The organism is Streptomyces sp. O3 (assembly GCF_054788135.1).
In genome coordinates, this window is the sequence record NZ_JBTVYK010000014.1 from 24,293 (window position 1) to 48,476 (window position 24,184).

26 protein-coding genes and 3 pseudogenes are annotated in these 24,184 nt (G+C 71.3%); 15 read left to right on the plus strand and 14 right to left on the minus strand.

Annotated features, from left to right (window positions below):
* Positions 1 to 31: 31 nt before the first annotated feature.
* From ACX6XY_RS09415 to ACX6XY_RS09440, 6 genes are all read right to left on the minus strand, one after another.
* The gene (locus tag ACX6XY_RS09415; RefSeq protein WP_460328170.1) at positions 32 to 970 is read right to left on the minus strand and encodes a DUF3558 domain-containing protein; all 939 of its coding nucleotides are present in this window, start codon (positions 968 to 970) and stop codon (positions 32 to 34) included.
* Between the two features lie 222 nt (positions 971 to 1,192).
* Positions 1,193 to 2,077 (minus strand): LAGLIDADG family homing endonuclease, encoded by an 885-nt coding sequence (locus ACX6XY_RS09420; protein ID WP_460328171.1) that lies wholly within the window; start codon positions 2,075 to 2,077, stop codon positions 1,193 to 1,195.
* Between the two features lie 145 nt (positions 2,078 to 2,222).
* Positions 2,223 to 2,405 carry a hypothetical protein gene (locus tag ACX6XY_RS09425; protein ID WP_460328172.1) on the minus strand — a complete coding sequence of 61 codons (183 nt, stop codon included), beginning with the start codon at positions 2,403 to 2,405 and terminating at the stop codon, positions 2,223 to 2,225.
* A 5-nt stretch (positions 2,406 to 2,410) separates the two neighbouring features.
* A complete protein-coding gene (locus ACX6XY_RS09430) occupies positions 2,411 to 3,181 on the minus strand; it encodes an SDR family NAD(P)-dependent oxidoreductase (protein ID WP_460328173.1) in 771 nt (256 codons plus the stop codon).
* Between the two features lie 59 nt (positions 3,182 to 3,240).
* On the minus strand, positions 3,241 to 3,576 hold the full coding sequence (locus tag ACX6XY_RS09435; protein ID WP_460328174.1) for a YnfA family protein: 336 nt from the start codon (positions 3,574 to 3,576) through the stop codon (positions 3,241 to 3,243).
* A 104-nt stretch (positions 3,577 to 3,680) separates the two neighbouring features.
* On the minus strand, positions 3,681 to 6,875 hold the full coding sequence (locus ACX6XY_RS09440) for a BTAD domain-containing putative transcriptional regulator (protein ID WP_460328175.1): 3,195 nt from the start codon (positions 6,873 to 6,875) through the stop codon (positions 3,681 to 3,683).
* 251 nt (positions 6,876 to 7,126) lie between these two features.
* Between ACX6XY_RS09440 and ACX6XY_RS09445 the strand changes: the two genes are divergently transcribed.
* Positions 7,127 to 8,149: an NADP-dependent oxidoreductase gene (locus ACX6XY_RS09445; protein WP_460328177.1), complete on the plus strand. Its 1,023-nt coding sequence runs from the start codon at positions 7,127 to 7,129 to the stop codon at positions 8,147 to 8,149.
* A 96-nt stretch (positions 8,150 to 8,245) separates the two neighbouring features.
* Here the strand turns inward: ACX6XY_RS09445 and ACX6XY_RS09450 are convergent, their stop codons facing one another.
* Positions 8,246 to 8,647: a winged helix-turn-helix transcriptional regulator gene (locus ACX6XY_RS09450; RefSeq protein WP_460328178.1), complete on the minus strand. Its 402-nt coding sequence runs from the start codon at positions 8,645 to 8,647 to the stop codon at positions 8,246 to 8,248.
* 134 nt (positions 8,648 to 8,781) lie between these two features.
* Between ACX6XY_RS09450 and ACX6XY_RS09455 the strand changes: the two genes are divergently transcribed.
* From ACX6XY_RS09455 to ACX6XY_RS09485, 7 genes are all read left to right on the plus strand, one after another.
* Entirely contained in the window at positions 8,782 to 9,675 is an 894-nt protein-coding gene (locus tag ACX6XY_RS09455) for an NADP-dependent oxidoreductase (RefSeq protein WP_460328179.1), read from the plus strand.
* Between the two features lie 107 nt (positions 9,676 to 9,782).
* Complete coding sequence (locus tag ACX6XY_RS09460) at positions 9,783 to 10,232, plus strand: BlaI/MecI/CopY family transcriptional regulator (RefSeq protein ID WP_460328181.1); 450 nt, start codon at positions 9,783 to 9,785, stop codon at positions 10,230 to 10,232.
* Positions 10,229 to 11,299, plus strand: a complete 1,071-nt coding sequence (locus ACX6XY_RS09465; protein WP_460328182.1) for a M56 family metallopeptidase — start codon at positions 10,229 to 10,231, stop codon at positions 11,297 to 11,299. The genes ACX6XY_RS09460 and ACX6XY_RS09465 overlap by 4 nt, the downstream gene beginning before the upstream one ends.
* Before the next feature lie 85 nt (positions 11,300 to 11,384).
* The gene (locus ACX6XY_RS09470; RefSeq protein ID WP_460328184.1) at positions 11,385 to 11,861 is read left to right on the plus strand and encodes a hypothetical protein; all 477 of its coding nucleotides are present in this window, start codon (positions 11,385 to 11,387) and stop codon (positions 11,859 to 11,861) included.
* A 144-nt stretch (positions 11,862 to 12,005) separates the two neighbouring features.
* Positions 12,006 to 12,638: a DUF3105 domain-containing protein gene (locus ACX6XY_RS09475; RefSeq protein WP_460328185.1), complete on the plus strand. Its 633-nt coding sequence runs from the start codon at positions 12,006 to 12,008 to the stop codon at positions 12,636 to 12,638.
* Positions 12,635 to 13,285: a DUF305 domain-containing protein gene (locus tag ACX6XY_RS09480; RefSeq protein ID WP_460328186.1), complete on the plus strand. Its 651-nt coding sequence runs from the start codon at positions 12,635 to 12,637 to the stop codon at positions 13,283 to 13,285. The genes ACX6XY_RS09475 and ACX6XY_RS09480 overlap by 4 nt, the downstream gene beginning before the upstream one ends.
* A 122-nt stretch (positions 13,286 to 13,407) precedes the next feature.
* Positions 13,408 to 14,181, plus strand: coding sequence for a cytochrome c biogenesis CcdA family protein (locus tag ACX6XY_RS09485; RefSeq protein WP_460328187.1), 774 nt, complete (start codon positions 13,408 to 13,410; stop codon positions 14,179 to 14,181).
* A 28-nt stretch (positions 14,182 to 14,209) separates the two neighbouring features.
* Here ACX6XY_RS09485 and ACX6XY_RS09490 read toward each other — a convergent pair.
* Together ACX6XY_RS09490 and ACX6XY_RS09495 are read right to left on the minus strand one after the other, a co-directional pair.
* Positions 14,210 to 14,422: pseudogene (locus ACX6XY_RS09490) on the minus strand (DUF4287 domain-containing protein).
* Between the two features lie 228 nt (positions 14,423 to 14,650).
* Positions 14,651 to 14,980, minus strand: coding sequence for a hypothetical protein (locus tag ACX6XY_RS09495; RefSeq protein ID WP_460328188.1), 330 nt, complete (start codon positions 14,978 to 14,980; stop codon positions 14,651 to 14,653).
* A gap of 161 nt (positions 14,981 to 15,141) precedes the next feature.
* On the opposite strand from ACX6XY_RS09495, the pseudogene ACX6XY_RS09500 reads away from it, so the two are divergent.
* Both ACX6XY_RS09500 and ACX6XY_RS09505 read left to right on the plus strand, forming a co-directional pair.
* A pseudogene (locus tag ACX6XY_RS09500) lies at positions 15,142 to 15,702 on the plus strand (nitronate monooxygenase); the annotation flags it as partial.
* Positions 15,703 to 15,835: 133 nt separating this feature from the next.
* Complete coding sequence (locus tag ACX6XY_RS09505) at positions 15,836 to 16,285, plus strand: hypothetical protein (protein WP_460328189.1); 450 nt, start codon at positions 15,836 to 15,838, stop codon at positions 16,283 to 16,285.
* Between the two features lie 59 nt (positions 16,286 to 16,344).
* Here ACX6XY_RS09505 and ACX6XY_RS09510 read toward each other — a convergent pair whose 3' ends face one another.
* Positions 16,345 to 16,710, minus strand: coding sequence for a DoxX family protein (locus tag ACX6XY_RS09510; protein WP_460328190.1), 366 nt, complete (start codon positions 16,708 to 16,710; stop codon positions 16,345 to 16,347).
* A 60-nt stretch (positions 16,711 to 16,770) separates the two neighbouring features.
* Here ACX6XY_RS09510 and ACX6XY_RS09515 point away from each other — a divergent pair, with 60 nt between their 5' ends.
* From ACX6XY_RS09515 to ACX6XY_RS09525, 3 genes are all read left to right on the plus strand, one after another.
* Positions 16,771 to 17,652 carry a LysR family transcriptional regulator gene (locus ACX6XY_RS09515; protein WP_460328191.1) on the plus strand — a complete coding sequence of 294 codons (882 nt, stop codon included), beginning with the start codon at positions 16,771 to 16,773 and terminating at the stop codon, positions 17,650 to 17,652.
* Positions 17,653 to 17,945: 293 nt separating this feature from the next.
* On the plus strand, positions 17,946 to 18,200 hold the full coding sequence (locus tag ACX6XY_RS09520; protein WP_460328192.1) for a hypothetical protein: 255 nt from the start codon (positions 17,946 to 17,948) through the stop codon (positions 18,198 to 18,200).
* Between the two features lie 577 nt (positions 18,201 to 18,777).
* Positions 18,778 to 19,371 carry a hypothetical protein gene (locus ACX6XY_RS09525; RefSeq protein WP_460328193.1) on the plus strand — a complete coding sequence of 198 codons (594 nt, stop codon included), beginning with the start codon at positions 18,778 to 18,780 and terminating at the stop codon, positions 19,369 to 19,371.
* Positions 19,372 to 19,508: 137 nt separating this feature from the next.
* Here the strand turns inward: ACX6XY_RS09525 and ACX6XY_RS09530 are convergent, their stop codons facing one another.
* From ACX6XY_RS09530 to ACX6XY_RS09540, 3 genes are all read right to left on the minus strand, one after another.
* Positions 19,509 to 19,883: a YybH family protein gene (locus tag ACX6XY_RS09530; protein ID WP_460328194.1), complete on the minus strand. Its 375-nt coding sequence runs from the start codon at positions 19,881 to 19,883 to the stop codon at positions 19,509 to 19,511.
* A 340-nt stretch (positions 19,884 to 20,223) separates the two neighbouring features.
* Positions 20,224 to 20,781, minus strand: a complete 558-nt coding sequence (locus ACX6XY_RS09535) for a peptide deformylase (protein ID WP_460328195.1) — start codon at positions 20,779 to 20,781, stop codon at positions 20,224 to 20,226.
* A 60-nt stretch (positions 20,782 to 20,841) separates the two neighbouring features.
* Positions 20,842 to 21,495 carry a helix-turn-helix domain-containing protein gene (locus ACX6XY_RS09540; protein WP_460328196.1) on the minus strand — a complete coding sequence of 218 codons (654 nt, stop codon included), beginning with the start codon at positions 21,493 to 21,495 and terminating at the stop codon, positions 20,842 to 20,844.
* 36 nt (positions 21,496 to 21,531) lie between these two features.
* Between ACX6XY_RS09540 and ACX6XY_RS09545 the strand changes: the two are divergent.
* A pseudogene (locus ACX6XY_RS09545) lies at positions 21,532 to 21,906 on the plus strand (tyrosine-type recombinase/integrase); the annotation flags it as partial.
* A gap of 67 nt (positions 21,907 to 21,973) precedes the next feature.
* Here the strand turns inward: ACX6XY_RS09545 and ACX6XY_RS09550 are convergent.
* Entirely contained in the window at positions 21,974 to 22,411 is a 438-nt protein-coding gene (locus tag ACX6XY_RS09550; protein ID WP_460328262.1) for a hypothetical protein, read from the minus strand.
* Between the two features lie 449 nt (positions 22,412 to 22,860).
* On the opposite strand from ACX6XY_RS09550, the gene hemL reads away from it, so the two are divergent.
* A complete protein-coding gene (gene hemL / locus ACX6XY_RS09555; protein WP_460328198.1) occupies positions 22,861 to 24,183 on the plus strand; it encodes a glutamate-1-semialdehyde 2,1-aminomutase in 1,323 nt (440 codons plus the stop codon).
* The last annotated feature ends 1 nt before the right edge of the window (position 24,184 follow it).

The following is a 24,184-nucleotide window of genomic DNA, read 5'->3' on the forward strand; positions in this document are numbered from 1 at the left end:
GCGGGGGCGGCAGCGGGTGTCGCGGAGGGTTTCAGCCGAACGTCTCGGCCAGGCTGTCGGCCAGTTTTCGCGCTCTGTCCTGCAGTTCCTCGCTGTCCGGCTCGACGCCGCCGCGGGTCGGCTGTTCGTCGTACGCGATGGTCACCAGGACGTTCGACGTGCGGAACACCACAGTGACGGTACGGAGCCGGGCCGCCGAACCGGCCACGGTGAGCTGGTCGTCCAGGAAGGCCTGGTCGGCCAGGTCGTCCAGGGTGCGGGGTTCGAGGCCGGTCGGGCTGGGCGTGTCGTCGGTGTCGGTGTCGGTGTCGGAGCTGGGGGTGGCGTCGGCCTCGTCGGTGCCGGTGCCGGTGCCGGTGCCGGTGTCCGGGGTGTCGCTGGGGTCGGGGGACGCGTCGGCGTCGGGCGAGGGGGTGGCGTCGGTCGGGGTGGGGCTCGCCTCGCCGTCGGCGGCCTTCGTCGCCTCGTCGTCCTTGGTGTCGGCCCCGTCGCTCGGGTTGCCGCCGCCGTCCGTCGTGTCGGGTGCGGGGATGTCCGCCGCCGCGCTCTTCTTCCCGTACACGCGCTCGGCCCGCTCGTCGTCGCTCACCTGGGAGTCGTACGACACGACCCGTTCGAAGTCGATATGGAGATGCCGTACGGCGTCCGATGACTCGAGCTTCCAGCGGCAGCCGCCCCGGCGGTCGGTGTCGTACGTGACGGTGGGCGTACCGGTGTACACGGTCTTCCGCCGCGTGTCGGGCAGCTCCTTGAGGCCGGGCAGCAGCTTCTCCAGGGTGCTCCTGTCGACGGCCCGGCAGGGGTCGGGCAGCGTCTGGTGCTTGCCGGAGGAGGCGGTCGACGTCGCCGTGCCGGAGCCGCCGCCCTTGGCGTCGCCGCTCGACGCGTCGCCTTCCGAACCGCCGGTGCAGCTGACGAGCAGCGCCGTGAGGAGCGCCGTCGCGCCCGGTACGTACCCCCTACGCCGCACGCTCCGGCTCCCTTCGGTTCGGAAAGTCAGTTGCCGCCTGATAGCGGTCGATGGAGACAATGTGTATCGCACGCGCTGCCGTGGATGCCGGTCTGCTGTCTGTTTCGGTGACCTTGGCTCCGGTTTTTGCGCTTTCTGGCTTTTGGAGGGGTAGGGGTGTTTTGGTTGCAGGGCTGAGCCGGGTGGGCCGGGGTGCCTCGGTTGCGGCACCCCGGCGGCCCGTCACAGCTCAGGCGGAGCCTGGGTGGGCATGGGGACGCGTCCGGACCTCAGCCTCCAGAGTCTGAGCGAGCAGCTGTTCTCCGTGCGGTTCAGTCGGATCGCGGCGGCTGCGGGGTCGTTCAGTTCCAGCAGGAGCATGTCTTCGGCTGATTTCCAGCGTCGGTGCGTTACTCGCTTCATGCCGGTCGGTCTGACCCATGCGGCGAGTGAAGCAGCGGACAGTCGCTTGCGGGCCAGTGCGAGGCAGTCCGGGTAGTAGAGGTGCTCGGCTAGTTCCATGGCCGGTTCCTTCATGTAGAGGATGTTGAAGATGCCGTCGCGGGCGTTGCGCTTGACGTGCCGTTCGGCGCTGGTGACCTGCTGCGCGTAGTGGCACATGTAGGCGGCGAGGGCGGAGCTGGCCGTGGTGAGTGAGATGAACGGGAGGCCCTGGCGGGTGTAGCCCACGGAGCCGTCGGCGTCGATGACGCCGCGCAGGTAGTCACGGTCCGAGAAAGGCCCGGACGGGGGCGAGATCGTCGCCGACTTCCGGCCGTAGGGCAGGCCGAGCCGGTTGATCGTGGTCCGTGCCTCGAGGGTGCACAGTGTCCAGGTCGCGGAGTGGTGGACCTCGGCGAAGTTCGTGGACCGGGTGCGTTCTGTGATGGTGCTGTTGTACGGGGTCAGGCGCTGGAACTCGCGGAGAATGTCAACGTCCCGTGCGTTGATCTCGACCGTCAGGCGACCCTTCCGCCCTGTTCCCTGCGCCAGGTGCCCGTCCATCTGCAAGAAGCCGAACATGTAGGCGTAGGCGGGGTCTTCGAGGTCCATGAAAGGCACTGCCGTATCGACGCGGAGGGCGTCGTCCAGGCTGGGTTGGTGCGCACTAGGCTCACGTGTGGCCACGAGGAAGCTCCGATTCCTTGGTGGTCAGACCCTCGGCCGGGACGGCAATCCCTGCCGGGGGTCGTTCTGTGTGGTTGTGGAGCGAGCCTAGGCTGGAGGTTTGCCTGTCGAGCGGGTGTTGCTAGGCCTTCATCCTTGTGGGTGATCAGCGGTCGGCGTGGGTGACGGCGTAGATCATGATGAACGCCATGATGTGGATGCCGAAGAGGAAGTAGGCCAGGTACCACCAGACCATGCGTTCGTTCTTCTTCTCCTGGGCCAGGTGGCGCTGTTCGCGGTCCTGGTGTTCATGGTCCTGGTCTTCGGGAGCGGGGTCGCGCTCGGGCATGGGGGTCAGGGCTCCCGGTGGACCTTGGCGTTGGAGGCCTGGGCGCGGGGGCGTACCACCAGCAGGTCGATGTTGACGTGGCTGGGGCGGGTGACGGCCCAGGTCACGGTCTCGGCGACGTCGTCCGCGGTCAGGGGGTCGGCGACGCCCGCGTAGACCTTCGCGGCCTTCTCCGTGTCGCCGCGGAAGCGGGTCGTGGCGAACTCCTCGGTCTTGACCATGCCGGGGGCGATCTCGATGACCCGGACCGGCTGGCCGACGATCTCCAGGCGGAGGGTCTCGGCCAGGACGCGGGCGCCGTTCTTGGCGGCCACATACCCGGCGCCGCCCTCGTACGTGGCGTGGCCCGCGGTGGAGGAGAGGACGACGACCGTGCCGTCGCCGCTGGCGGTGAGGGCGGGGAGCAGGGCCTGGGTGAGGTTGAGCGTGCCGATGACGTTCACCTCGTACATCTGCCGCCAGTCGGCCGGGTCGCCGGTGGCGACGGGGTCGGCGCCGAGCGCGCCGCCCGCGTTGTTCACCAGGACGCCGATGGTGCGGAAGGCGGTGGCGAACTCGTCGACGGCGGCGCGGTCGGTGACGTCGAGGGCGTAGGCGGTGGCCTGGTGGCCCGCCGCGTTGATCTCCTCGGCGAGCGCCTCGATGCGGTCCTTGCGGCGCGCGGTGAGGACGACCCGGTATCCGGCGGCCGCCAGCTGCCGTGCGGTGGCGGCGCCGATGCCGCTGCTCGCACCGGTGACTACGGCGATGCGGGAGGCGCTGGCGGCGGCGGTCATGGGTGCTCCTCGTGCGTGCGTACGAGCCTGTTGGTCCTGGCCAGGATAGAGCGGCGGGCTCAGCGGACGCGTGGCGCGTACATGATGACCGCCATTCCGGTCAGGCAGATCAGTGCTCCGGCGACGTCCCAGCGGTCTGGGCGGTACCCGTCCGCGATCATGCCCCAGGCGATCGACCCGGCCACGAAGAGGCCGCCGTACGCGGCGAGGACGCGGCCGAACTCGGCGTCCGGCTGGAGGGTGACCACCAGGCCGTACGCGCCGAGCGCCAGGACGCCTGTGCCGATCCAGAGCCAGCCGCGGTGTTCCCGTATGCCCTGCCAGACGAGCCAGGCGCCGCCGATCTCCAGGAGTCCGGCGAGGGCGAAGAGCGCGACGGAGCGGGCGACCAGCATGGCACGAGCTTGGCATGGCCGGTCGGGGTGTGGCGATCTGGGGCGGGTGCGGTTTCTGGTGTGGTTTCGGGTGTGGTTTTGGGGGCGGTGGGGTGGGTGGCCTGTCAGGTGAGGTGGCGGTTCGGGGTCTGCTGGCCGCGGGCGTGGGCCGTCGCGTAGGCGTCGCCTCCCAGGGCTTCGCGGGCCCGTGTCTCGGCCCGGTGCACGTCCGCGCGCTCGCCGGGCGGCAGGGGCGAGCCGACCGAGGTGCGGAGGGCGTGGGCCGCGCCGAGCAGCTCGGCGGCGTCGGCGGGGCGGTCGGCGAGTGCCGAGGCTCCGGCCAGGCCCTCGAGTGCCAGGGCGACCGCCCGCGGGTCGCCGGTTCCGCGTGCGGTGACGAGGGCTTCCCGGTGCAGGGCCTCGGCTGCCTCCGGGTCGCCGCGCTGCTCGGCCACGTATCCCAGCTGGGCGAGTACCAGCGCGGTGCCGGATGCCACGCCGAGGCGGCGGTTCCAGTCGAGCCAGGGGCGCAGCAGCGACTCCGCGGTGTCGAGCTCGCCGCGGCGGCGGGCGCCGAGGGCCAGGCCGGTCTCGGCGAACTGCTGGGCGGGGGCGTGGGACTGCTCGGCGGCCAGGCGGGCCGCGCGCCGATGGTACTCGTCGGCGCGGGTGTCGTCGCCGGTGAGCAGGGCGATCCGGCCGATTCGGGCGAGCCGGAACGAGGCCTCGATCCAGAGCTGGAGTTCTTCGGCGCTCTGGAGACCGTCGTGGTGCAGCCGGGCCGCCTCGGGGTAGTCACCGGCGATCTCGGCCAGGATGCCCAGTTGTTCGGAGGCCCGCAGTTGGCCCCAGCGGTCGCCCAGTTCGGCGAAGAGGGCGGCGCTGTCCGTGGCGCCCTGGCGCAGGGCCGGGAGGTCGCCCCGGTAGACGGCCTGGGTGGCGCGGATGCTCAGGACGGCGGCTGCGCCCCAGCGGTCGCCTTGGGTGCGGAACTCGTCCAGGAGCGCGTCGAGCCCCTCGGGGTCCGCCTGGCCGTCGAACCCGCAGCGGGCGAAGGCGAGCAGCCAGCGGGCCCGCGCGTCGGCCCCGTCGAACTCCTCGCCGGTCCGTGAGCCGTCGCCGGTGAGCAGCGCGAGCGCGGCGCGTCGGGCGCGGGCTGAGGCGGTGGCCGCTGGGAGTGCTTCGGTGTGGTCCAGTGCCAGGTCGAGCGAGCGGCGCGCTTCGCCGATGCGGCCGCGCAGGTACCAGTACCAGGTCAGTGCGTTGACCTGGCGCAGCGCGAGGTCTGCGGCGTGGTCGGTCGCTGTGTGGTCGGTCGTCGTGTGGTCGGCTGCCGTGTGGTCGAGTGCGGCGCGCAGGTTGGGTGTCTCGCTGTCCAGTCGGCGCAGCCAGCGGTGCTGGTCGGGGCCGTGCAGCCGCGGGGCGGCCTGTTCGGCCAGGTCGGTGTAGTGGCGTGCGTGCCGATGCCGGGTGTCCGCCAGTTCGCCCGCGTCGGCGAGTCGTTCCAGGCCGTACGCGGTGACCGATTCGAGGATCGCGTAGCGGGCGCCCTCCGTGGTGTGCGAGGCCGCTACCAGGGAGAGGTCCACCAGGCGGGTGACGACGTCGAGTACGTCAGAGGTCGCGCACACGGACTCCGCGGCCTCCAACGTGAACCCTCCGCGGAACACGGCCAGGCGTCGCAGCACGGTCTGTTCGGGTGGCGACAGCAGCTGCCAGCTCCAGTCGATCATCGCGCGGAGGGTGCGCTGCCGGGCGGGGGCGTCCCGGCGTACCTGGTTGAGCAGCCGGAAGCGGTCGTGCAGCCGGTCGGCCAGGGCGTGCACGCCCAGGGCGCGCACGCGGGTCGCGGCCAGTTCGATGGCGAGGGGGATGCCGTCCAGGCGGCGGCAGATCAGGGCCACGGCTTCGGTGTTCTGGACGTCGAGGGCGAAGCCGGGCGCGGTGGCCGCCGCGCGGGTGGCGAACAGCCGCATGGCGTCGGTCTCGTGCAGCGGGGCTACCGCTTCCAGGACTTCGCCGCAGAGCGCGAGCGGTTCCTGGCTGGTGGTGAGGATGCGCAAGTCGGGGGCGCGGCGCAGGAGTCGCTCGACCAGGGCGGCGGCGTCGTCGATGACGTGTTCGCAGTTGTCGAGTACGAGCAGCGTCTGTCGTGGGGCGAGTGCCTCGGCTAGGTGTTCCGCGCTGTCGCCGGGTGGGGTGTCGGTGGATGGGGTGTCCGTGGGCGGGGTGCTGTCGCGCACTCCGATGGCCGCCGCGATGGTCTCGGCCACGGCGCCTCTGGCGGCGGCGAGTTCGACGAACCAGACGCCGTCGGGGTAGCCGCCGGTAGCGGCGAGCCGTGTCGCGGCCGCTAGCGCGAGCCGGGTCTTGCCCACGCCGCCGGGGCCGCTGAGCGTGACCAGGCGTCCCGCTGCGACCAGCCCGCATATCCGTACGGTCGCGTCCTCCCGTCCGATCAACTCGCTTACCTGGGACGGGAGATTGCCTCGTGGGCGGTCGCTGTGGCCGTGGCCGTTCTCGGGTGCGGGTGTGGGTGCGGGGCCGGGCGTGGGGGCCGGTGCGGGCGGGGTCAGGGCCGGGTCGTGGCGGAGGATCGCCTGGTGCAGGGCGTCGAGTTCGGCGCTGGGGTCGATGCCCAGGTCAGCGGCGAGGCGCTGACTGAGGTCGCGGTAGGCGTCCAGGGCCTCGCTCTGGCGGCCGGCGCGGTACAGGGCCCGCATATGGGCGGCCCGGAGTCGTTCCCGTAGCGGGTGGTGCGCGACCAGCGTCGTCAACTCGTCGGCGAGTACGTGGTGTTCGCCGAGTTCCAGGCGGAGTTCGGCCGCCTCCTCCTGCGCGGTGAGTCGCTGTTCCTCCAGGTGCGCGATCGCGGCCTGGGTGAACTCCGCGTCCCGGAATCCGCCGAAGGCGTCCCCCTGCCAGAGGTTCAGCGCCTGAGCCAGCAGGGACGCTCGGGTCCGCGGGTCGGCCGTCTCGCGCGCCCGTGTCGTGAGCGCCCCGAAACGGCCCGCGTCCACCGCCTCGTCGGCCGCCCGCAGGCGGTAACCGGCAGGTCCGTACGCCACCAGTGCGCGGGCTCCGGGTTCGGCCTTCTCCAGGGCTCGGCGCAGCTGGGAGACCTTGGTCTGGAGGGTGTTGGCCGGGTTGCCCGGCAGCGCGTCGCCCCACAGGTCCTCGATCAGCCGGTCCACGGGGACCGGCCGCCCGTGGTGCACCAGCAGCGCCGCGAGCAGGGCGCGGACCTTCGCCTCGGGCACGCTGACCGGGGTCCCGTCGTCCGTCAGCGCGGTCAGGGGGCCGAGCACCTCGAAACGCATGCCGCCACGCTAACGCGCGGGCTGTGCACGGCTGGTGGCGGGCGTGCGCGGGCCGTGCGTGGGGGGCTCCGTACACGGGTCGTGCGTGGGGGCCCGTACGCGGGTCATGTGTGGGGTCGTGCGTGGGTCGTGCGTGGGTCATGCGTGGGTCATGCGCGGCCTCCCGCACGGTGGTTTCCGTGATCGCGACGGTCACTCCGCACCACTCACCTCACTCTCGTTCCTGCTGGAACCTGTTGGAAGGACCCGTCATGACCCTCTCTCGTGACTCTCGTGAAATCCGCCTCGCCGCCCGTCCTGTCGGCGAACCGGCCTGGGAAGACTTCGCGTTGGCCACCGTTCCCGTGCCCGAGCCGGGCGAAGGGCAGATCGTGGTCCGTAACACCTGGATGTCCGTGGACCCGTATATGCGGGGCCGTATGGACGACGCTCCGTCCTATATCCCTCCGTTCGCGCTGGGCGACGCCCTGGAGGGCAGCGCGGTTGGTGAAGTCGTCGCCTCGCGTGCCGGGTCCGTGCCCGTGGGCGCGGTGGTCTCGCACTTCCTCGGCTGGCGCGAGTACGCGGTGCTGGACGCCGGTGCCGCCACCGTCGTCGACACCTCGCTCGCTCCGGAGGCCGCCTATCTCGGGCCGCTCGGCACCACGGGGCTGACCGCCTACGCCGCGCTCACCAGGACGGCGCCGGTGCGCGAAGGCGATGTCGTGTTCGTCTCCGCGGCGGCTGGCGCGGTCGGCAGCGTCGCCGGGCAGCTGGCCAGGAAGCTGGGCGCCGCTCGGGTGATCGGTTCAGCGGGCGGACCGCTCAAGACCAAGAAGCTCCTCGACGACTTCGGTTTCGACGCGGCCGTCGACTACCGGCGGGGCGGCCTGCCCGAGCAGCTCGCCGAGGCGGCTCCCGACGGGATCGACGTGTACCTGGACGCCGTGGGCGGCGACCACCTGCAAGCGGCGATCGGCGCGATGCGCACCGGAGGCCGTATCGCCATGGTCGGTGCGATCAGCGGCTACAACGCCACCGCACCGGCGCCGGGACCGGACAACCTCTTCCGGGCCGCCACCAAGGAGGTCACCCTGCGCGGCATGCTCGTCAGCAGCCACTTCGACCTGTTCCCCGAGTGGATCGGCAAGGCCGCGGGCTGGCTCGCCGACGGCTCGCTGCACACGGAGCAGACCGTCGTCGAGGGCATCGAGCGGGCGCCCGAGGCCTTCCTGGGCGTGCTGCGCGGGGCCAACACCGGCAAGATGCTGGTCCGCCTGGGGGCGGGTGACTGACGGCGGGCGGTGACTGACGGCGGGCGGGCGCGGGTGGGCCAGGTGGCCGCGTCGCGGCGCTCGCGGGTCAGGTGGCCACGCCGCGGCGCTTGTGGGTCAGTTGGCCGCGTCGTAGCGCTCGCGCGCCTGGTCGACCTCCTCGATGTGGGTCTCCGCCCAGTCCTTCACCGCCGACAGCAGACAGCACAGGCTCCGCCCCAGGCCGGTGAGCTCGTAGTCGACGCGCACCGGCACGGACGGTGTGACCGTGCGCTCCACCAGGCCGTCGCGTTCCAGCGAGCGCAGCGTCTGGGTGAGCATCTTCTGGCTCACGCCCGGAATCTTGCGGCCCAGGTCGCTGTACCGCATGGCGCCCTGCTCGCCCAGCGCGCTGACGACCAGGCTGACCCACTTGTCGCTGATGCGGGCGAGCAGCCGGTTGGTCGGGCACTCCCGCAGAAAGGCGTCGTACGCGCTGCGGGCCGCCGCGCGGTGCTGTGCCGCCGTCATGGTCGCCATGGCTCACCTCCGGGTTCCGTACGCACTTCGCGGTGCGTACTTACCAGGAGAGAGTAGCGCCCCCTAGGTTTGCGGCAGCGGGCGGGAATCATCCGGAAACCCGCCAAATACCCTGAAAGGGAGTGCTGTTCATCATGCGCGCTGCAGTCGTTACCTCCTTCGGAGGGCCCGAGGTCGTCGAGGTCGTCGAGGTGCCGCTGCCTCAGCCCGGACCCGGCCAGGTGCGGATCAAGGTCGCGGCGGCCTCGCTCAACCCCGTCGACGGGGCCACGCGGTCCGGTGTCTTCGGCGGCTCGGGCCGGATCGGGCTGGGCTGGGATGTCGCCGGAGTGGTCGACGCCGTCGGCGCCGACGCCGCGTGGTCCGTGGGCGACGCGGTCGTCGGTCTCGCCCACGGGCCCGTCAAGGCGCTCGGCACGCACGCCGACCAGGTCGTGCTGGACGGGTCGGCCGTGGCCGCCGCCCCGCGCGCCGTCGGCGTCGTGCACGCCGCGACGCTGCCCCTGAACACGCTCACCGCCGCCCAGGCCCTGGACCTGCTCGCGCTCGAAGCCGGGCAGCATGTCCTGATCGCCGGTGCGGCCGGTGCGGTCGGCGGTTACGCCGTCCAACTCGCCCGCCGCCAGGGCCTGACCGTCACCGCGCTCGCGGGTGAGGGCGATGAGGAGCTGGTGCGCTCGCTGGGCGCCCGGCACTTCGTACCGCGCTCGCGGACATCGGCTCCTGAGGCGGTCGACGGTGTGCTGGACGCGGCGGTACTGGGCGAGCCGGCGCTCGGCTTCGTACGGGACGGGGGAGCCTACGTCGGTGTCATCCCTGGAGCGCAGCCCGACGCGGTGCGCGGCATCAGGGTCGGTTTCGTCGACGTACGCCCGGACGGGGCCCGCCTCGCCGGACTGGTCCGGCTCGCCGGCGAGGGCGCGCTGACCCCGCGCGTCGCCGAGACGCTTCCGCTGGACGAGGCGGCCAAGGCGCACGCCCGCCTGGCGGAGGGCGGCGTCCGTGGCCGGATCGTCCTGGTGCCGTAAGCCGCCGCGAACCGACGGGTGCCAGCCGGGTGTCAGTGGCGGCACGTACTGTGGCGCGTGGACGTTCGGAGAGGGTCGGAGAGGGTCGGAGAGGGGAGGCGGCCGGGATGCGGGGCTTCGGAGAGCTTGAGCAGGCGATCATGGACGCGGTGTGGGCCGCCGACGGCGCGCTCACGGTGCGCGAGGTGCTGGCGGAGCTGAACCGGTCCCGGCCGCAGGAGCTGGCGTACAACACGGTGCAGACGGTGGCGGAGATCCTGCACCGTAAGGGCTGGCTGTCGCGCACGAAGGACGGGCGGGCCTTCCGGTACCGGGCGACGAGGTCCCGTGAGGAGTACGCGGCTTCGCTGATCGATCAGGTCTGGGCGACCGGCGCGGACCGCACGGCGACGCTGGTGCGGCTGTTCGACACGATGGACGAGGACGAGGTCGCCGAGCTGCGGGCGGCGCTCGCGGAGCGGCGCGCGGGGGACGAGAAGGACGCGGGGGGCGAGAGGGCCGCGGGGCACGCCGCGGGCGCGGCCCGGCGCGCGGGGGACGCCGGGGCGCGGTCGTGAAGGTCGCGGTCCTGCTGGTCGGGTACGCGGTCGTGATCGCGGTGCTCGCCCGGCCGCTGCTGGCCCGTACGAGCTGGGCGGCGCGCTCGCCACGGCTCGGCATCTGGGTCTGGCAGGCGCTCTCCGCGTCGGTGGTGGTCTCCGTCGCGCTGGCCGGTCTCGCGCTCGCCGTGCCCGCGCTGCCGCTCGGCGGCGGCATCGCCGCGTTGCTGCGGGCGTGCGCGCTCACCGTGAGCCAGCGGTACGCGACACCGGGCGGCGGCGCCGTGGCCGCCAGCGGCGCCGCGCTGGCCCTCGCGGTGCTCGCGTGGGTCGGCTGGTGCCTGGCGGCGGCGCTGCTGCGGGCGCGCGCCGAGCGCCGTCGGCACGCCGCCCTGCTCACGGTCGTCGGGCGGGCGCACGCCGGACTCGGCGTCACCGTGCTGGAGGACGCCCGCCCGGCCGCGTACTGCCTGCCCGGTCAGGGGCATCGGGTCGTCCTGACCTCGGGGGCGCTGGCCGCGCTGGAGCCGCGCGAACTGGAGGCGGTGATCGCTCACGAGCGTGCGCACATACGCCAGCGCCACCACCTGGTGCTCGCCTACGTCGACGCGCTGGAGCGGGCGTTCCCGTGGCTGCCGCTGTTCCGCGGCGCCGGAGCCGAGACGCGGCGGCTGGTGGAGCTCGCCGCCGATGACGAGGCCACGGCCCGGACCAGCTCGCTGACCCTGGCCGCCGCCCTGGTCGAGCTGGCCGGAGCGGCGGGCGCGGGCGGCGAGGGAGGTACGGGGGGTGCTGGCGGAGTCGGGGGTGCTGGCGGAGTCGGGGGTGCTGGGGGTGCGCCGACGGCTTCGCTGGCCGCGTCGGGCGGACAGGTGGCGGGCCGGGTGCGGCGGCTGCTCGCCGGGCGTCGGCCGTTGCACCGCGCGGTCGTGTGGGGCGGCGCGCTGGCGGCGGGCGCGCTGCTGGTGCTGCCGCTGGCGGTGGCAGTGGGGCCCGCGGCGTCATCGGCCGGAGCGGAGAGCTGCCCGCTGCCGCCCGCGGCCACGGCCGTGCCCGCGGCCGCTGCCGCGCCGGGCGGCTGGTAGGCGTCTGGTAGGTTCACCCACGGTCACAGTCACCTATATGGGTTAGGTCATCCCCCGTATGGGCCGGACAGTCGGAGGTGAGGCGGTGCTGACCTCCATACCCGTGCGTCCGCTCGCGCGCCTCCTGGCCGGGGCGCTGACCGCCGTGGCCGTCCTGGTGACGATCTGCGCCTACGCGGTGGCGACGGGCGCGGGCACCGACCCCCAGCAGCGGGCCGACCCCTTCGCGGCTTCCCCCGCGACGGTGACGCACACGGCCATGGCGGGCGGCCCGGCGGCCACGGCGGGTGGCCCGGTGCGCCTGACGGACAGCCCGGCCCAGGTCGCACGGCAGGGCGAGCCGCCCTGTGTGGAGTGCGCCGAACGGGACCACTCGAACTGCGGCGGCCCCGTCGGGCACGCCGTGCTCGGCGGCTCCTCGTACACCTCGCAGCCGCTCGCGGCGGCCGACCGCGGACCGTACGCCGTCGCCCCGCGCGCCCCCGAGACCCGCGCGCCCCGCCTCACCGACGCCGCCCCGCGCGCCCCTGACCTTCACCTGCTGCAGCTCCTGCGCGTGTAGAGCGCCCCGCGGCGGACCCGGCCTGTACGGGCCGTCCGTTCGCCGCGCCGTGCCTCGACGAACACCTCGCATGAGCGACGAACACAGCACCGCCGCGCGCGCTCCGGGCGACTCCCGGCGCCGCGGTGGGAGAAGGGCATTCCCATGGGTTCCAAGACGAAGAAGCAGGCGGAGGCCCGCAGGGCCCGCATCGAGGAGCTGCGCCGCGCCGAACAGGCCCGCGAGAGGCGCAACCGGATCCTGGCGATCACCGCGTCCGCGGTGATCATCGCGGGCGTGATCGGCGGCGGCTGGTACCTCGTCGACGCCGCTGACGAGAAGCAGAAGGCCAAGGCCGCCCCGGTGAAGGGCGAGCAGACCTGGTCGGACCTGAGCCAGGAGCATGTCGACAAGCAGGTCGACTACCCCATGAGCCCGGCCGCCGGCGGCGAGCACCACCAGGTCTGGCTCAACTGCGACGCCGAGGTCTACACCGAGGAGGTGCCCGAGGAGAACGCCGTGCACTCACTCGAACACGGCGCGGTGTGGGTCACGTACAACGACAAGGCCGCCGAGGCCGACGTCAAGTCGCTGACCGACAAGGTCTCCAAGACCCCGTACACCTTCCTCAGCCCGTACAAGGACCAGTCGTCGCCGATCGCGCTGACGGCCTGGGGCCACCAGCTGAAGGTGGACGAGGCGGACGACGCGCGCGTGGCGGAGTTCCTGGACAAGTACGTGCAGGGTCCGCAGACCCCTGAGCCGGGCGCCGCCTGCACCGGCGGGAGCATGGCATGACCGACGCCGCCGGGCGCGGCCCCGCGCGCTGGATGCCGTACGCCGGGGCCGCGCTCGCGCTCGGCCTGGCCGTGCTCGCCCTGGTGGCGCTGACGTCCTCGCGCGCCGACGGCGCGGGCCCGAAGGCGAGTTCGGCGGAGGCCGGGTTCGCTCGGGACATGGCCGTGCACCACCAGCAGGCGGTGGAGATGTCGTTCATCGTGCGCGAGCGCACCGACGACGAGGAGGTGCGCCGCCTCGCGTACGACATCATCAACACCCAGGCCAACCAGCGCGGCATGCTGCTCGGTCAGCTTGAGGCGTGGGGGCTGCCGAAGTCCTCGCAGGAACCGCCGATGGCCTGGATGGGTCATGCCGCGGACGAGGACGTCTACGAGCCGCGCGACGGATCCCTGATGCCGGGCATGGCCACCGACACCGAACTGGACCGGCTGCGCGCGGCCGAGGGCAGGGGCGCGGAGGTGCTCTACCTGGAGCTGATGACCGAGCACCACCGCGCCGGTGTGGACATGGCCCAGGGGGCGGTGGACCTGGCGGACGACCCGCTGACCGTCCGGCTGGCTCGGGGCATGGTCCGCGGCCAGCAGTCCGAGATGAAGCTGATGGCCGACATGCTCGCGGCGCGCGACGCGGGCTCCGGCGGATGACCTGGCGTCAGCCGCCACCCGACTCATCACCTAATCTCCTTAGGAGGTAGAGTCCGTACCGACCGAAGACCGAAGGCCGAAGTTCGAAGGCCGAAAGGTCAAACCGGCCGGAAGGCGGCGCCTTGTCTCTCGAAATCGGCCAGGTGGTCGGCTCCGGATCGCTCCTGCTCGCCGCGCCCATCGCGTTGGCAGCGGGAGCGATCACGGTGGCCTCCCCCTGCTGCCTGCCCCTGGTTCCGGGCTACCTCTCGTACGCCACCGGCATGACCGCCGCCGACGCGCAGGCGAACCAGGCCGCGGGCGGCGGACGGCGTGGCCGCGCGCTGCTCGGCACGGCCCTGTTCGTCCTCGGCTTCGCGGCCGTGTTCACCGCGTACGGCGCTCTGTTCGGCTCGGTCAGCACGGTGCTGCTGGAACACGAGGACACGGTGTACCGGGTGCTGGGCGCCCTGACCATCGTGCTCGGCCTGATGTTCATGGGCGTACTGGAACGCGTCCCCCTGCTCTCGCGCACCTTCCGCCCGCAGTTCGCGCCGCGCGCCGGGCTCGCCGGAGCGCCGCTGCTCGGCGTGATGTTCGGCGTCGGCTGGACCCCCTGCGTCGGCCCGACCCTCGCGGCCGTCCTCTCCCTCTCCCTCACCACCGGCTCCACCGGGCGCGGCGCCTTCCTCGCCTTCCTGTACGCGGTCGGCGTCGGAGTCCCGTTCCTGCTCTTCACCCTCGCCCTGGGCAAGAGCATGCGCGCCTTCGCCTTCGCCCGCCGCCACGCCCGCCTGGTGCTGCGGATCGGCGGCGTACTCCTGGTCGCCGTCGGCCTCGCCCAGGTCACCGGCCTGTGGGCCCTGATGATCTACGAACTCCAGATCTGGTCCGGCAGCTACGAACTCCCGTTGTGAATCAGCCCGTTACGCCCGCACCCGCGTGTCACGCCCCGCGCGGCTCAGCGAGCGTGTGCGCGACCAGCGCGTTGGCGTGACCGTGCCCGAGCCCGTGCTCGGCCTTGAGCCAGGCGACGAGCTCACCGTGCTTGGCGAGCGGCGAGGAGCGGATCAGGTCCTTCCACTCCGGGATCGGGCGGCCGTACTTCTTCTAGGTAGGGGGGAAGTAGCTGGCGGGTCCCTTGACGGCGGCGGTCAAAGTGACGCCCGTCACACCCTCAGGGTCACACCAGGCAGTACGGCTGATGCCCCGCCTCATACAGGCGGTGGCTGAAGCCCTGCCACTCGTGCAGCGACTGGGGGCGGGAGGGTGCTGACCTGGGGTCTCGCACAGCAGTGTGCGCTGACCTGGGAAAACTCCTCTCGGGAGTTCTCATGGTTCAACGCCGTTTCCCAGGCTCATGTGCCCTGGGTGTGCCCTCGCGGCCTAGCGCCTTTCCGTGCTCATCGGGTCGGGGGCCGAGAGCAGGCGGCCCAGGGCGGGAATCACCGTACGCAGGTCATCGTCGTCCACCGCAGTCGTTGCGGCTGCCTGTGCTGCTGCGGAGGCGTTGAACGCCACGCTAAGTCCGACGGACGCGAACAGCGGCAGGTCGGACCTGCTGTCACCGGCGGCGCCGCACATGTGAGGGTCCAGGCCCAAGTCCCGTGCCTGTGCCAGCGCGACGTCCCGTTTGCCGTACTCGTCGAGGTGACGGGCAACGCGTCCGGTGAACCGGCCGTCGGAGAGCTTGATGACGATCTCAGGATTCTCCACCCCGCGAACATTGTCCGTCGACCATGCGTTGTCAGAGGTGCCTGGCAGGGTGCTGCTGTGGACATTGATTCCTTCCGGGAGCTCATCGAGGGGTGCCGGTGTCAGGGACGGGGCCGGGACGGACGGCCCGCGTGGCTGCGTGAAGAACCGAGAGCGGCGGCCACGGCGCCCGCGGCCGCTCCACACTGCCGTTCGTGCCGCTCGTGGTGGACCTCGCGGCACCGGTACCGGTCCTGGCGGCCGGCGGGATCGCCGACGGCCGGGGCGTCGCCGCAGCCCTGGCCCTGGGTGCCACCGGAGCTCTCATCGGCACCCGCTTCCAGGCCACGGATGAAGCCCTGGTCGATGCCTCAGTCAGCAAGGCCATCCTCGAAGGACGCGGACAGGCCACTGAACGCAACAGCGTGTTGGACATCGCCCGCGGCGCGAGTTGGCCGACCGAGAAGTACACCGCGCGTACTCTTGCCCACCCCTATCTGGGCCGATGGCGCGGCCGGGAGGCCGAGCTGGCCGGCGATTCCCAGGCCCGTCGGGACTACCAGGACGACGTGGCGCGAGGAGTGATTCCACCCCTGCCGGTCTGGGCGGGCGAGGGCGTCGACCCCATCACCGATCTGCCTTCTGCTGCCGACCTCGTGACCACGTTGATTACCCAAGCCGAGGATGCATTGACCTGGGCCGGAAGGCATCGGCCGAACGATTGGCCACGATCCCACGGCTAGGGTCTGTGTGGGGTCGTGATCGATGTTCGTTGTTCCGCTGCTGTGCTGAGGCGGGCCGTGCTCCCTCGTGTGGCGGAGGCGGATCATCACGCGGCATGACGTGCCGGGCCGGGCGTCGCGAGAGGTTCGGGCTATGACGACGGTCGCGCTCGTGCTCGGTGTGCCGGTCGGGGTGATGGAGCGAGAGGAGTTCCTCGCCGCATTCCCTGACGACTCCCCGCTGATCGGCCTGGCTTACGTACTGCTGATCGGCGCCGTCGCCGAGGCCGTCTCGTACCTCACTCTGGGCCTGGTACGGCCCTGGGGCGAGGCGGTGCCGCGCTGGATTCCGTTTCTCGGAGGGCGCCCGGTCAACCGCAGGCTCGCGGTCCTCGCCGCTTCGCTGGGAGCCCTCACGGCCACCGTCCTGTGGTGGGTCCTCTTCTTCGGCGGACTGCTAACCTCCCCCAGCCCGGACCCCGGCATCTCGGCCGGCGAAGCCCTCTTCGTTGCCACCTACGCCCCACTCCTGCTGTGGGGCCCGCTCCTGGCGGCGGTGACCTGGTCGTACCACCGGCGGCACAAGGCTTGTGCGAGGTTGTGACCGACTGACCTGTCGCAGCGAAGGGGGGCGTTCTCACCGAACATTGAGCGGTGCCGCCATCAGGAGGACACGGTCAACGCCAGCGAGGCGACGGCAGTGGCGAAGTAGAAACCGGGAAACGCGAGGTTGTAGAACACGCGGGCGCGCAGATGGAAGGCGAGCGCGCCCAGGTAGAGCAAGACGAGGCCGCAGGCCGCGGCGGTGCCGAGAGGGCGCAGTGCGGCGTCGTGGAGGCCCAGGAGGAGGCCCGCCGCACCGGCCAGCTTGAGGGCGGCCAGCCGGGGCAGCCAGGATCGAGGGACACCCACCTCCGCCGCGTTGGCCAGTACGAAGCGCGCCCCGGCGAGGTCGGCGGCGGCGATACCGACGTTGGCGGTGGCGGTGAGCAGGGTGACGAGGAGGAGTGCGAGCTGGGTACCGGTCATGCCTTCAGAGTCCGCGGATGCCCTGACACCGTCCAATACCTGCTTCTATAACCTGGCGGCATGGACGTCGACACGCGCCTGCTTCGGTACTTCGCCGCGGTGGCGGAAGAGGGCAGCCTGACTGGGGCAGCGGCGCGGCTGTTCGTCTCGCAGCCTGCGTTGACCAAGCAGATCCGGCGCTTGGAGGAGGATCTCGGGGCACGACTCTTCGCGCGTTCGCGGTCGGGGATGGCGCTGACCGAGGCTGGCCGTGAGTTCGCCTCGCGGGTGCCCACATTGCTGGACGGCTGGGACGAGGCGGTGCAGGCAACCGGCCGGGCGGTGCGGGTGCTGCGCCTGGGCTTCCTGGACGCGGGCGCGGTGGGCACCGTACCCGAGGCCATTGCCGAATTCCGCAATGCGCGGCCGGAGTGGCGGGTGGAACTGCGGCAGTTCGACTGGTCGGACCCGAGTGCCGGCCTGGCTCAGGGTGAGGCGGATGCGGCAGTGGTGCGTTTGCCGTTTCCGGGCCAGGAGAGGTTGACAGTGCGTGAGCTGTTCGCTGAGGAGCGCGGGGTGCTGCTACCAGCTCGGCATCCGCTGGCGAACAGCGAGACGGTGGAGTTCTGGGAGCTATGGGACGAGCCGTTCGTCGCGGCCGGAGCCGAGACCGGAGCCTGGAGGGAGCACTGGCTGGCGGCGGAGGAGCGGGACGGGCACCCCGCCGAGGTCGGCGCCGTCACCAACCGTCCCGACGAGTGGCTGGGAGCGGTGGCGGGCGGCTGCGTGGCTCTGGCCCCGGCGTCGGCAGCCCGTTTCTACTCCCACCCGGACGTGGTGTTCCGTCCGGTCCGCGGGGTCTCACCGAGCCGGGTGGGGCTGGCCCGGCCTCGGGGGCGGATGCCCGAGGCGGCGCTGGATGAGCTGCTGGAGGCCATCGCCCGGCGGCTGAGCCGGAGTTGACGGTGGGGCCGACGGACCGCCGACGCGCTGCCCGGCTGGATCGGCGCACCCCCGGCGGCGGCTGCCGCGTTGAACGGCTTGTCCAGCACGAGGACACCTGCGGTGCCCTCTTCGGTCGAGTGCGCTTAGGCCATGCCCGCCGACCGATGGCACTCAATGTTCGATGGGAGCACTCAACCTTCGCTGCGACAGGTCAGCGGTTGTCGAGAGCTCCGATCTTGAATGCTGAACGTATCGACTTTCGTCGGCGTCGTGATCCGCGTTTCGTCGGTGCCCCCTGTAAGACCCTGGGTGTGACGCGCAGGCACCTCACCGACGAGCAGTGCGAGTTCATCGAGCAGTATCTGCCTGTCGGCACGTACTGCCTGGGGAGGACGGGCCTGTCTCCGGTCAACGTGGGCTTCACGACCGTCCGTGCCCACCACCACGCCGCCGGGACGCGCGTCGACACGGAAACGATGCCCGACGGGAAGAGCGGCGACGCGTCCGGTGAGTCACAGGCTCCGGCTGCACGAAGCGCTGCTTGGCAGGTCTGGAGGGCGGACTGACCAGCAAGGTATCGAGCCGATAGCGGCCACCCTCGGCTACGCCCGCAGTTGGCCGTACGTGGGGAACTTCTGGTGGCCGCTTTCAGTGACGCACGAACCGTTCACGTGGGATCTGTGGGCAACTGCGGACCGGATTTTCGGTGGCTGGTGTTCGGATGACGGATTCTGCTTATGAGGCTGTCGAGGCCGATCAGGGCAATGGAGAGGGCAGTTCGGGGCCGCTCGGTCAGCGGTGGGACGTGCGACGCGAGGACGAGGCAGCACGCAAGCTGCCGAGACTGAGCGTGATGTTTCCTCTGCGATCGTTCGCTTAACGAGCCGGACAGCGTGGCAGGTGCATCAACGGGAAGCGGTCGGCCCGTGGGCCTCGCCGAACGCGCCTTCCCCTCTCCGAGAGATCATGTGACCGTGATGCTGTGGATCCGCGCCTACGAGCGGCAGTACGGCGTCCTGGCGGAGGGCGCACTGCACGGGTGGCAGGAAGCAGGCGGCGCTGCCGAGATCACCCGCCAGGAATCGAATCGACGTGGGCCACTGCGCGGGTGACCCTCGATGCGGATCGCACAGAGGAGGCGACTTGATCACGGAGTACCAGCAGAACCTGCGCGAGCGCTACCTCGCCGCCACCGTCATGCCGGCTCCCGAGCCGTGGCGGCCGGTGCTGGACCGCAGGACTCCCATCGGGGGCCTTCTCGGTATTGGATTCGCCATCCACCCCGGCAGCGGACACGACCTCGTCATGGTCGTGTCCAGCGACGGCCATGGACTTTTCGACGCGGTCACCGGCGAGAAGATCGCCCGCGACCGGGACCCCGAACCGGAAACGAGCACCCCCGACGCCCACCCGGACCTCACCTGCCCTGGGCTCGGACCAATCGCGGGCGTCCCGGTACGCATAGCCGGACTCTTCGGTGGCGGCCTGCACAGCACCACGGGGGACGGCTGGGCCCTGGACGTCGTCAGCCCCGAGTGGCCCCACGACCGCGTCATCCTCTCCGCCGACGGCGGGTCCCACAAAGGCTCGGCGGGAGGGACGTGGTGGCACGTCTTCCACTCCGAGCACTCAGAACTCCGAGCAGCCGGGTTCTCCCCCTCCGGCCTGACTTTAGCGGTTGCCACCAGCAGTGATCTCACACTCTGGACCCGGCCCGGCCTCCACTTCGACGACTGAGCGGACAGCGGGACGGCAGGCGGGAGGAGGACAGATGGACCGGGCGGAACTCGCCGGGATGCTGGGCGACCAGACCACGGCCTGCGAAGCCGACAGGGAGTAATTGCCAATGCCTGTGGTTTGGTGCTGCCGCCTGGTTATGCGCTGAGGTGTTCGTGGAGCATCTGCCAGGTTCCGGCGTTGTTGACGAGCACGTTGGTGCCCCGGCCGCTTCCTGATCGCGGCTGGCCGTCGATGGTTCCGGTCCAGGTGAACCGGTAGCGGCATACCGCGTGGTCATCGCTGTGGGCGATCCACTCCAGATCGTCGATCCGGTAGACCTCGTCGCGGATGGTGGCGAAGGTCCCGGCGATGGCGGAGAGGACGGCTTCGCGGCCGCAGTGGGATCCGTCGGAGAACCAGTAGACGGCCTCGGGAGCGATCAGCGGGATGAGCTGGGTAATGTCGTGACTGTTGGTCGCCTTCTCGTAGGCGCGGATGAACTCGGTGGGCAGTGCTGTGGGTTCAGGCATGACCGGTCCTTCTCTCCCTTTCGGGACGTGACAAGACATCGGTCAGCGTCTCACCGGAGGCGATGCTGAGGCGGCCCCGTATCTCCACCGTGCGAGAACCTCCCAGGCAGCCACCGATCTCGACGACGAGGTTCGACGTGGATACCAGGGCGTTCACCCCGACGATGTCGACCTGTGCCTGCAGGTGGACAGGTTCCCCTTCGCAATGGTCGCTCGTCAGGAAGATTCCCTGACCGTGCTGCGTCCCGTCGCGCTGCCTGAGGAGTCAGTCGGGGCCCGCTGACCTGCTGCCCGGACTGGTCGACATCTGCCATGTCAGTCCAAGAAGGTGCTGTCCCGGCTATTTCTCGTATGCCCAGGCCCGACCGGTCTGCCGGTATTCCTCGACGGGGATCGGCTCGATCCCAGTGCGCATGCGGGCGGTGTAGAGCAGGCCGTCGAGGTGGTCGATCTCGTGGTGGATGAGGCGGGCGAGGCCGCGTTCGTACGCGGTGGTGACGGTTTCGCCGGTCAGGGCCGTGGTTTCGACGGTGATCTTCAGGGGGCGGGGGACGAGGCCGCGGACGTCGAAGAAGCTCAGGCAGCCTTCGTACTGTTCGTCCAGCTCGTCGGAGCGGTCGGTGATCTTCGGGTTGAGCAGGATGACGGCGGATGCGTCGCCGGGCGGCTGGACGACGGCTGCGGTGCGGCCGATGCCGATCTGCGGGGCGGCGATGCCCATGCCCTTGGCGAAGGGGTGGACCTGCCCGATCCGTTCCATGGCGGCGAACAGTTCGTCGGTGATGCGCTCGGCTTCGTCGCGCTCGGCGGGCAGGGTGAAGGCGCGGGCCGGTTCGGTCAGGATGCCGGCGCCGTGCTGGACGACTCCGAGGTCGCGCATCTGTTGGCTGGGCCGCACGTCAATCACCTGAAGTCCCCTTGTTCAGTGTTGTGTTCGGGCCGTGCCCGGAACCTCCACTCAAGACGGTACCGAGCGTGGAGGGCTACCCCGGCGAGTCCGTGTGGATCGAGTACGCCTACACCGTCGGCGACGACAAATGGGGCAACTGGTTCCAGCGAGCGGGAAGCGGCTGTGTTCGTTGTCGAACAGCAGCCAGACTTTCTTGAAGGCGTCGCGGTCGTGCTTGGCCTGCCAGTGCATCGTCTCGCCGCGGCAGGTGGCGGTGAGATCGAGTTCGTCCCAGGTCAGCGGGTGGACTCGGTAGTGGGCGTTGGACTGCTCGGGGTCGCCGGGGTAGCGGTCGACGGAGATGCGGATCAGGTAGCGGGTCACCGGTTCGGCGCCGGTGTTCCGCAGCAGCCGTCTCATGGTGAGGCGGTAGGAGTGGCCGTCGTACTGGAGGCGGGCGGCGTCGTGTTCGACGACGAGGGCGGAGCCGGTGGCGTACGGCTGCTCGGGCCTGCGCTGGGTCGGTGGGGCCGTGGGCTGGCGTCGAGTCCTGGTGCGGGCCTGCTCGTAGTCGCACCAGCGCCGCCAGATCGCCTTCCCGGCGTTGAGGTGCTCGTCGGCGAGCCGGGCGAACTCCTCGGTGGGCTTGTGGCGGCCGGACTCGACGTGGCTGACGTACGACGGGTCGAAGCCCATGGCCAGCGCTAATGCCCGCTTGGACATGCCGCGTACTTCCCGCCATCTGGCTACCTCGGCCGCGACATGGGCGACTGGAAGCGCGCCCTGGCCGCCGCTGACGTGATCCCTCCCCGAGAGCGGGGCGCGCGCTACCTCCAGGCGGCCCCCGAGGACGGCATGCACGCCCTCCGGCACGCCTACGCCTCCGTGCTCCTGGACGCGGGGGAGAGCATCAAGGCGCTCTCGGAGTACCTCGGGCACTCGGACCCGGGCTTCACGCTGCGGACGTACACGCACCTGCTGCCGTCGAGCGAGACCCGCACGCGCAAGGCGATCGACGACGCCTTCACGGGAACGGCGGCCGAGGGGGATGGCGACGACGACCCGTCCGCCGCCGAGGGCACATCAGCACCCCCAGCAAAACCAATGTGCCCTCAATGTGCCCTGGCCGCCTGACGGCCCCTCCTCGGTACCAACAAGGGCGAGGCCCGAAGACCTCGCCCGAATCCCACGAAACCCCAGCTCAGGGCCACACAAGGCAATAAGGCTGATGCCCCGCCTCATGCAGGCGGTGGCTGAAGTCCTGCCACTCGTGCAGCAGTTGGTAGACGTTGAACGCGTCGCGTGGGCCGCCGCGGTCTGGGACCGTGGACCAGATGAACGCGGCCGCGCCGACGGACTCCTCGCCGATGCCGCGCAGCGGGTCGACGACCGTCATGGGGAGCTTGACCACGGCGTAGTCGGGGTGGAGCACGACCAGTTCCAGCGGGGGCACCTTGTGCAGGGGTATGCCCTCGATGCCGGTGAGGACCATCGCGGCCATCGTCTCCGGCTTGATCTTGGTGAACATGCCGCCCATGCCCAGCTCGTCGCCGCCGAGCTCCTCCGGGCGCATGGAGATCGGCACGCGGGCCGCCGTGGCACCGTCCGGAGCGCCGAAGTACTTGTAGGTCACCCCCACCCGGCCACCCCTGCTCCCCGAGCCGCCTGACTGTTCCCGTTCCTGGTCCGCGTTCTGGTCCGCGTCCTGGTCATGCGTCGTGTGCGCCTGATCCCGCTGGTCCTGCTGGTTCCGTGACGCGCGGGAGCGGGGCTGTTCCCAGACGTCGTCCCTGGTCTGGTCGCTGGCCCGGTCGCCGGCCTGGTCCCTGGCTTGATCGCGGGATTGTTCTCGTGCCTGCGCCTCCGCCTCGCGTCGGTGCTTCCCCCGACGGGCACGCCGGGGCCCGATGCCGTCGGTCCCCTCGCCCAGTCCGCCACCGCGATGCATATCTCCACCCGACCACTCGCGGCCCCCGCCGCGCAACCCGATCATCGTGTCAGTGACCTCCCCCGCGGCCGCACGTCGAAACGTGTGGGCAAACGTGTGTTGAAACACCTGTCCGCAGGATGCCGGAAGCCTCTGACACCATGGCTTACGTGAGCTTCCCCTATGACTATGACGCCCCAGTTTCGCAGACTCTGTTCGACCGCGCGGCCCTCGTGACGCCCGGCGGCGTGAACTCACCGGTGCGCGCCTTCCGCGCCGTGGGGGGTACGCCCCGGTTCATGGTGTCCGGTACCGGTCCGTACCTCACGGACGCCGACGGTCGCGAGTACGTCGACCTCGTGTGCTCGTGGGGTCCGATGATCCTCGGCCACTCCCACCCCGAGGTGACCGCGGCCGTCCAGGAGGCCGTCGCGCGCGGCACCTCCTTCGGCACGCCCGGTGAGGGCGAGGTCGCGCTCGCCGAGGAGATCGTGGCCCGGATCGAGCCGGTCGAGCGGGTGCGCCTGGTGTCCAGCGGCACCGAGGCGACGATGTCCGCCATCCGCCTGGCCCGCGGCTTCACCGGCCGCGCCAAGGTGGTCAAGTTCGCCGGGTGCTACCACGGCCATGTGGACGCGCTGCTGGCCGCCGCGGGCTCGGGGGTGGCCACCTTCGGGCTGCCGGACACCCCCGGCGTCACCGGGGCTCAGGCGGGCGACACCGTCGTCCTGCCGTACAACGACCTGGAGGCGGTCCGGCGGGCCTTCGCCGCGCACCCCGGCGAGATCGCCTGTGTGATCACCGAGGCGTCGCCCGGCAACATGGGCGTGGTGCCGCCCGGCGAGGGGTTCAACGCCGGGCTGAAGCAGCTCTGCCAGGACAATGGCGCGCTGTACATCTCGGACGAGGTGATGACCGGATTCCGTACCTCCAAGGCCGGTTGGTACGGCGTCGACGGGGTCCGCCCCGACCTGATGACCTTCGGCAAGGTCATGGGCGGCGGCTTCCCGGCCGCGGCCTTCGGCGGCCGCGCCGATGTGATGGCCCATCTCGCCCCGGCCGGGCCGGTCTACCAGGCGGGCACGCTCTCCGGGAACCCGATCGCCACCGCCGCGGGCCTCGCCCAGCTCCGGCTGCTCGACGACGCCGCGTACGCGAAGGTCGACGCGGTCTCGAAGGAGATCCGGTCGCTGGTCACCGCCGCGCTCAGCAAGGAGGGCGTGGCGCACCGGCTGCAGACCGCGTCCAACATGTTCTCGGTCTTCTTCACCGACCGTGAGGTGCGGGACTACGACGACGCCAAGCGGCAGGAGTCCTTCCGCTTCACCGCCTTCTTCCACTCGCTGCTGGCCGACGGGGTGTATCTGCCGCCGTCCGCGTTCGAGTCCTGGTTCGTCTCGACGGCCCATGACGAGCGGGCCGTCCAGCGGATCGCGGACGCCCTCCCGGCCGCCGCCCGAGCCGCCGCGGAGGCCACGGCATGAG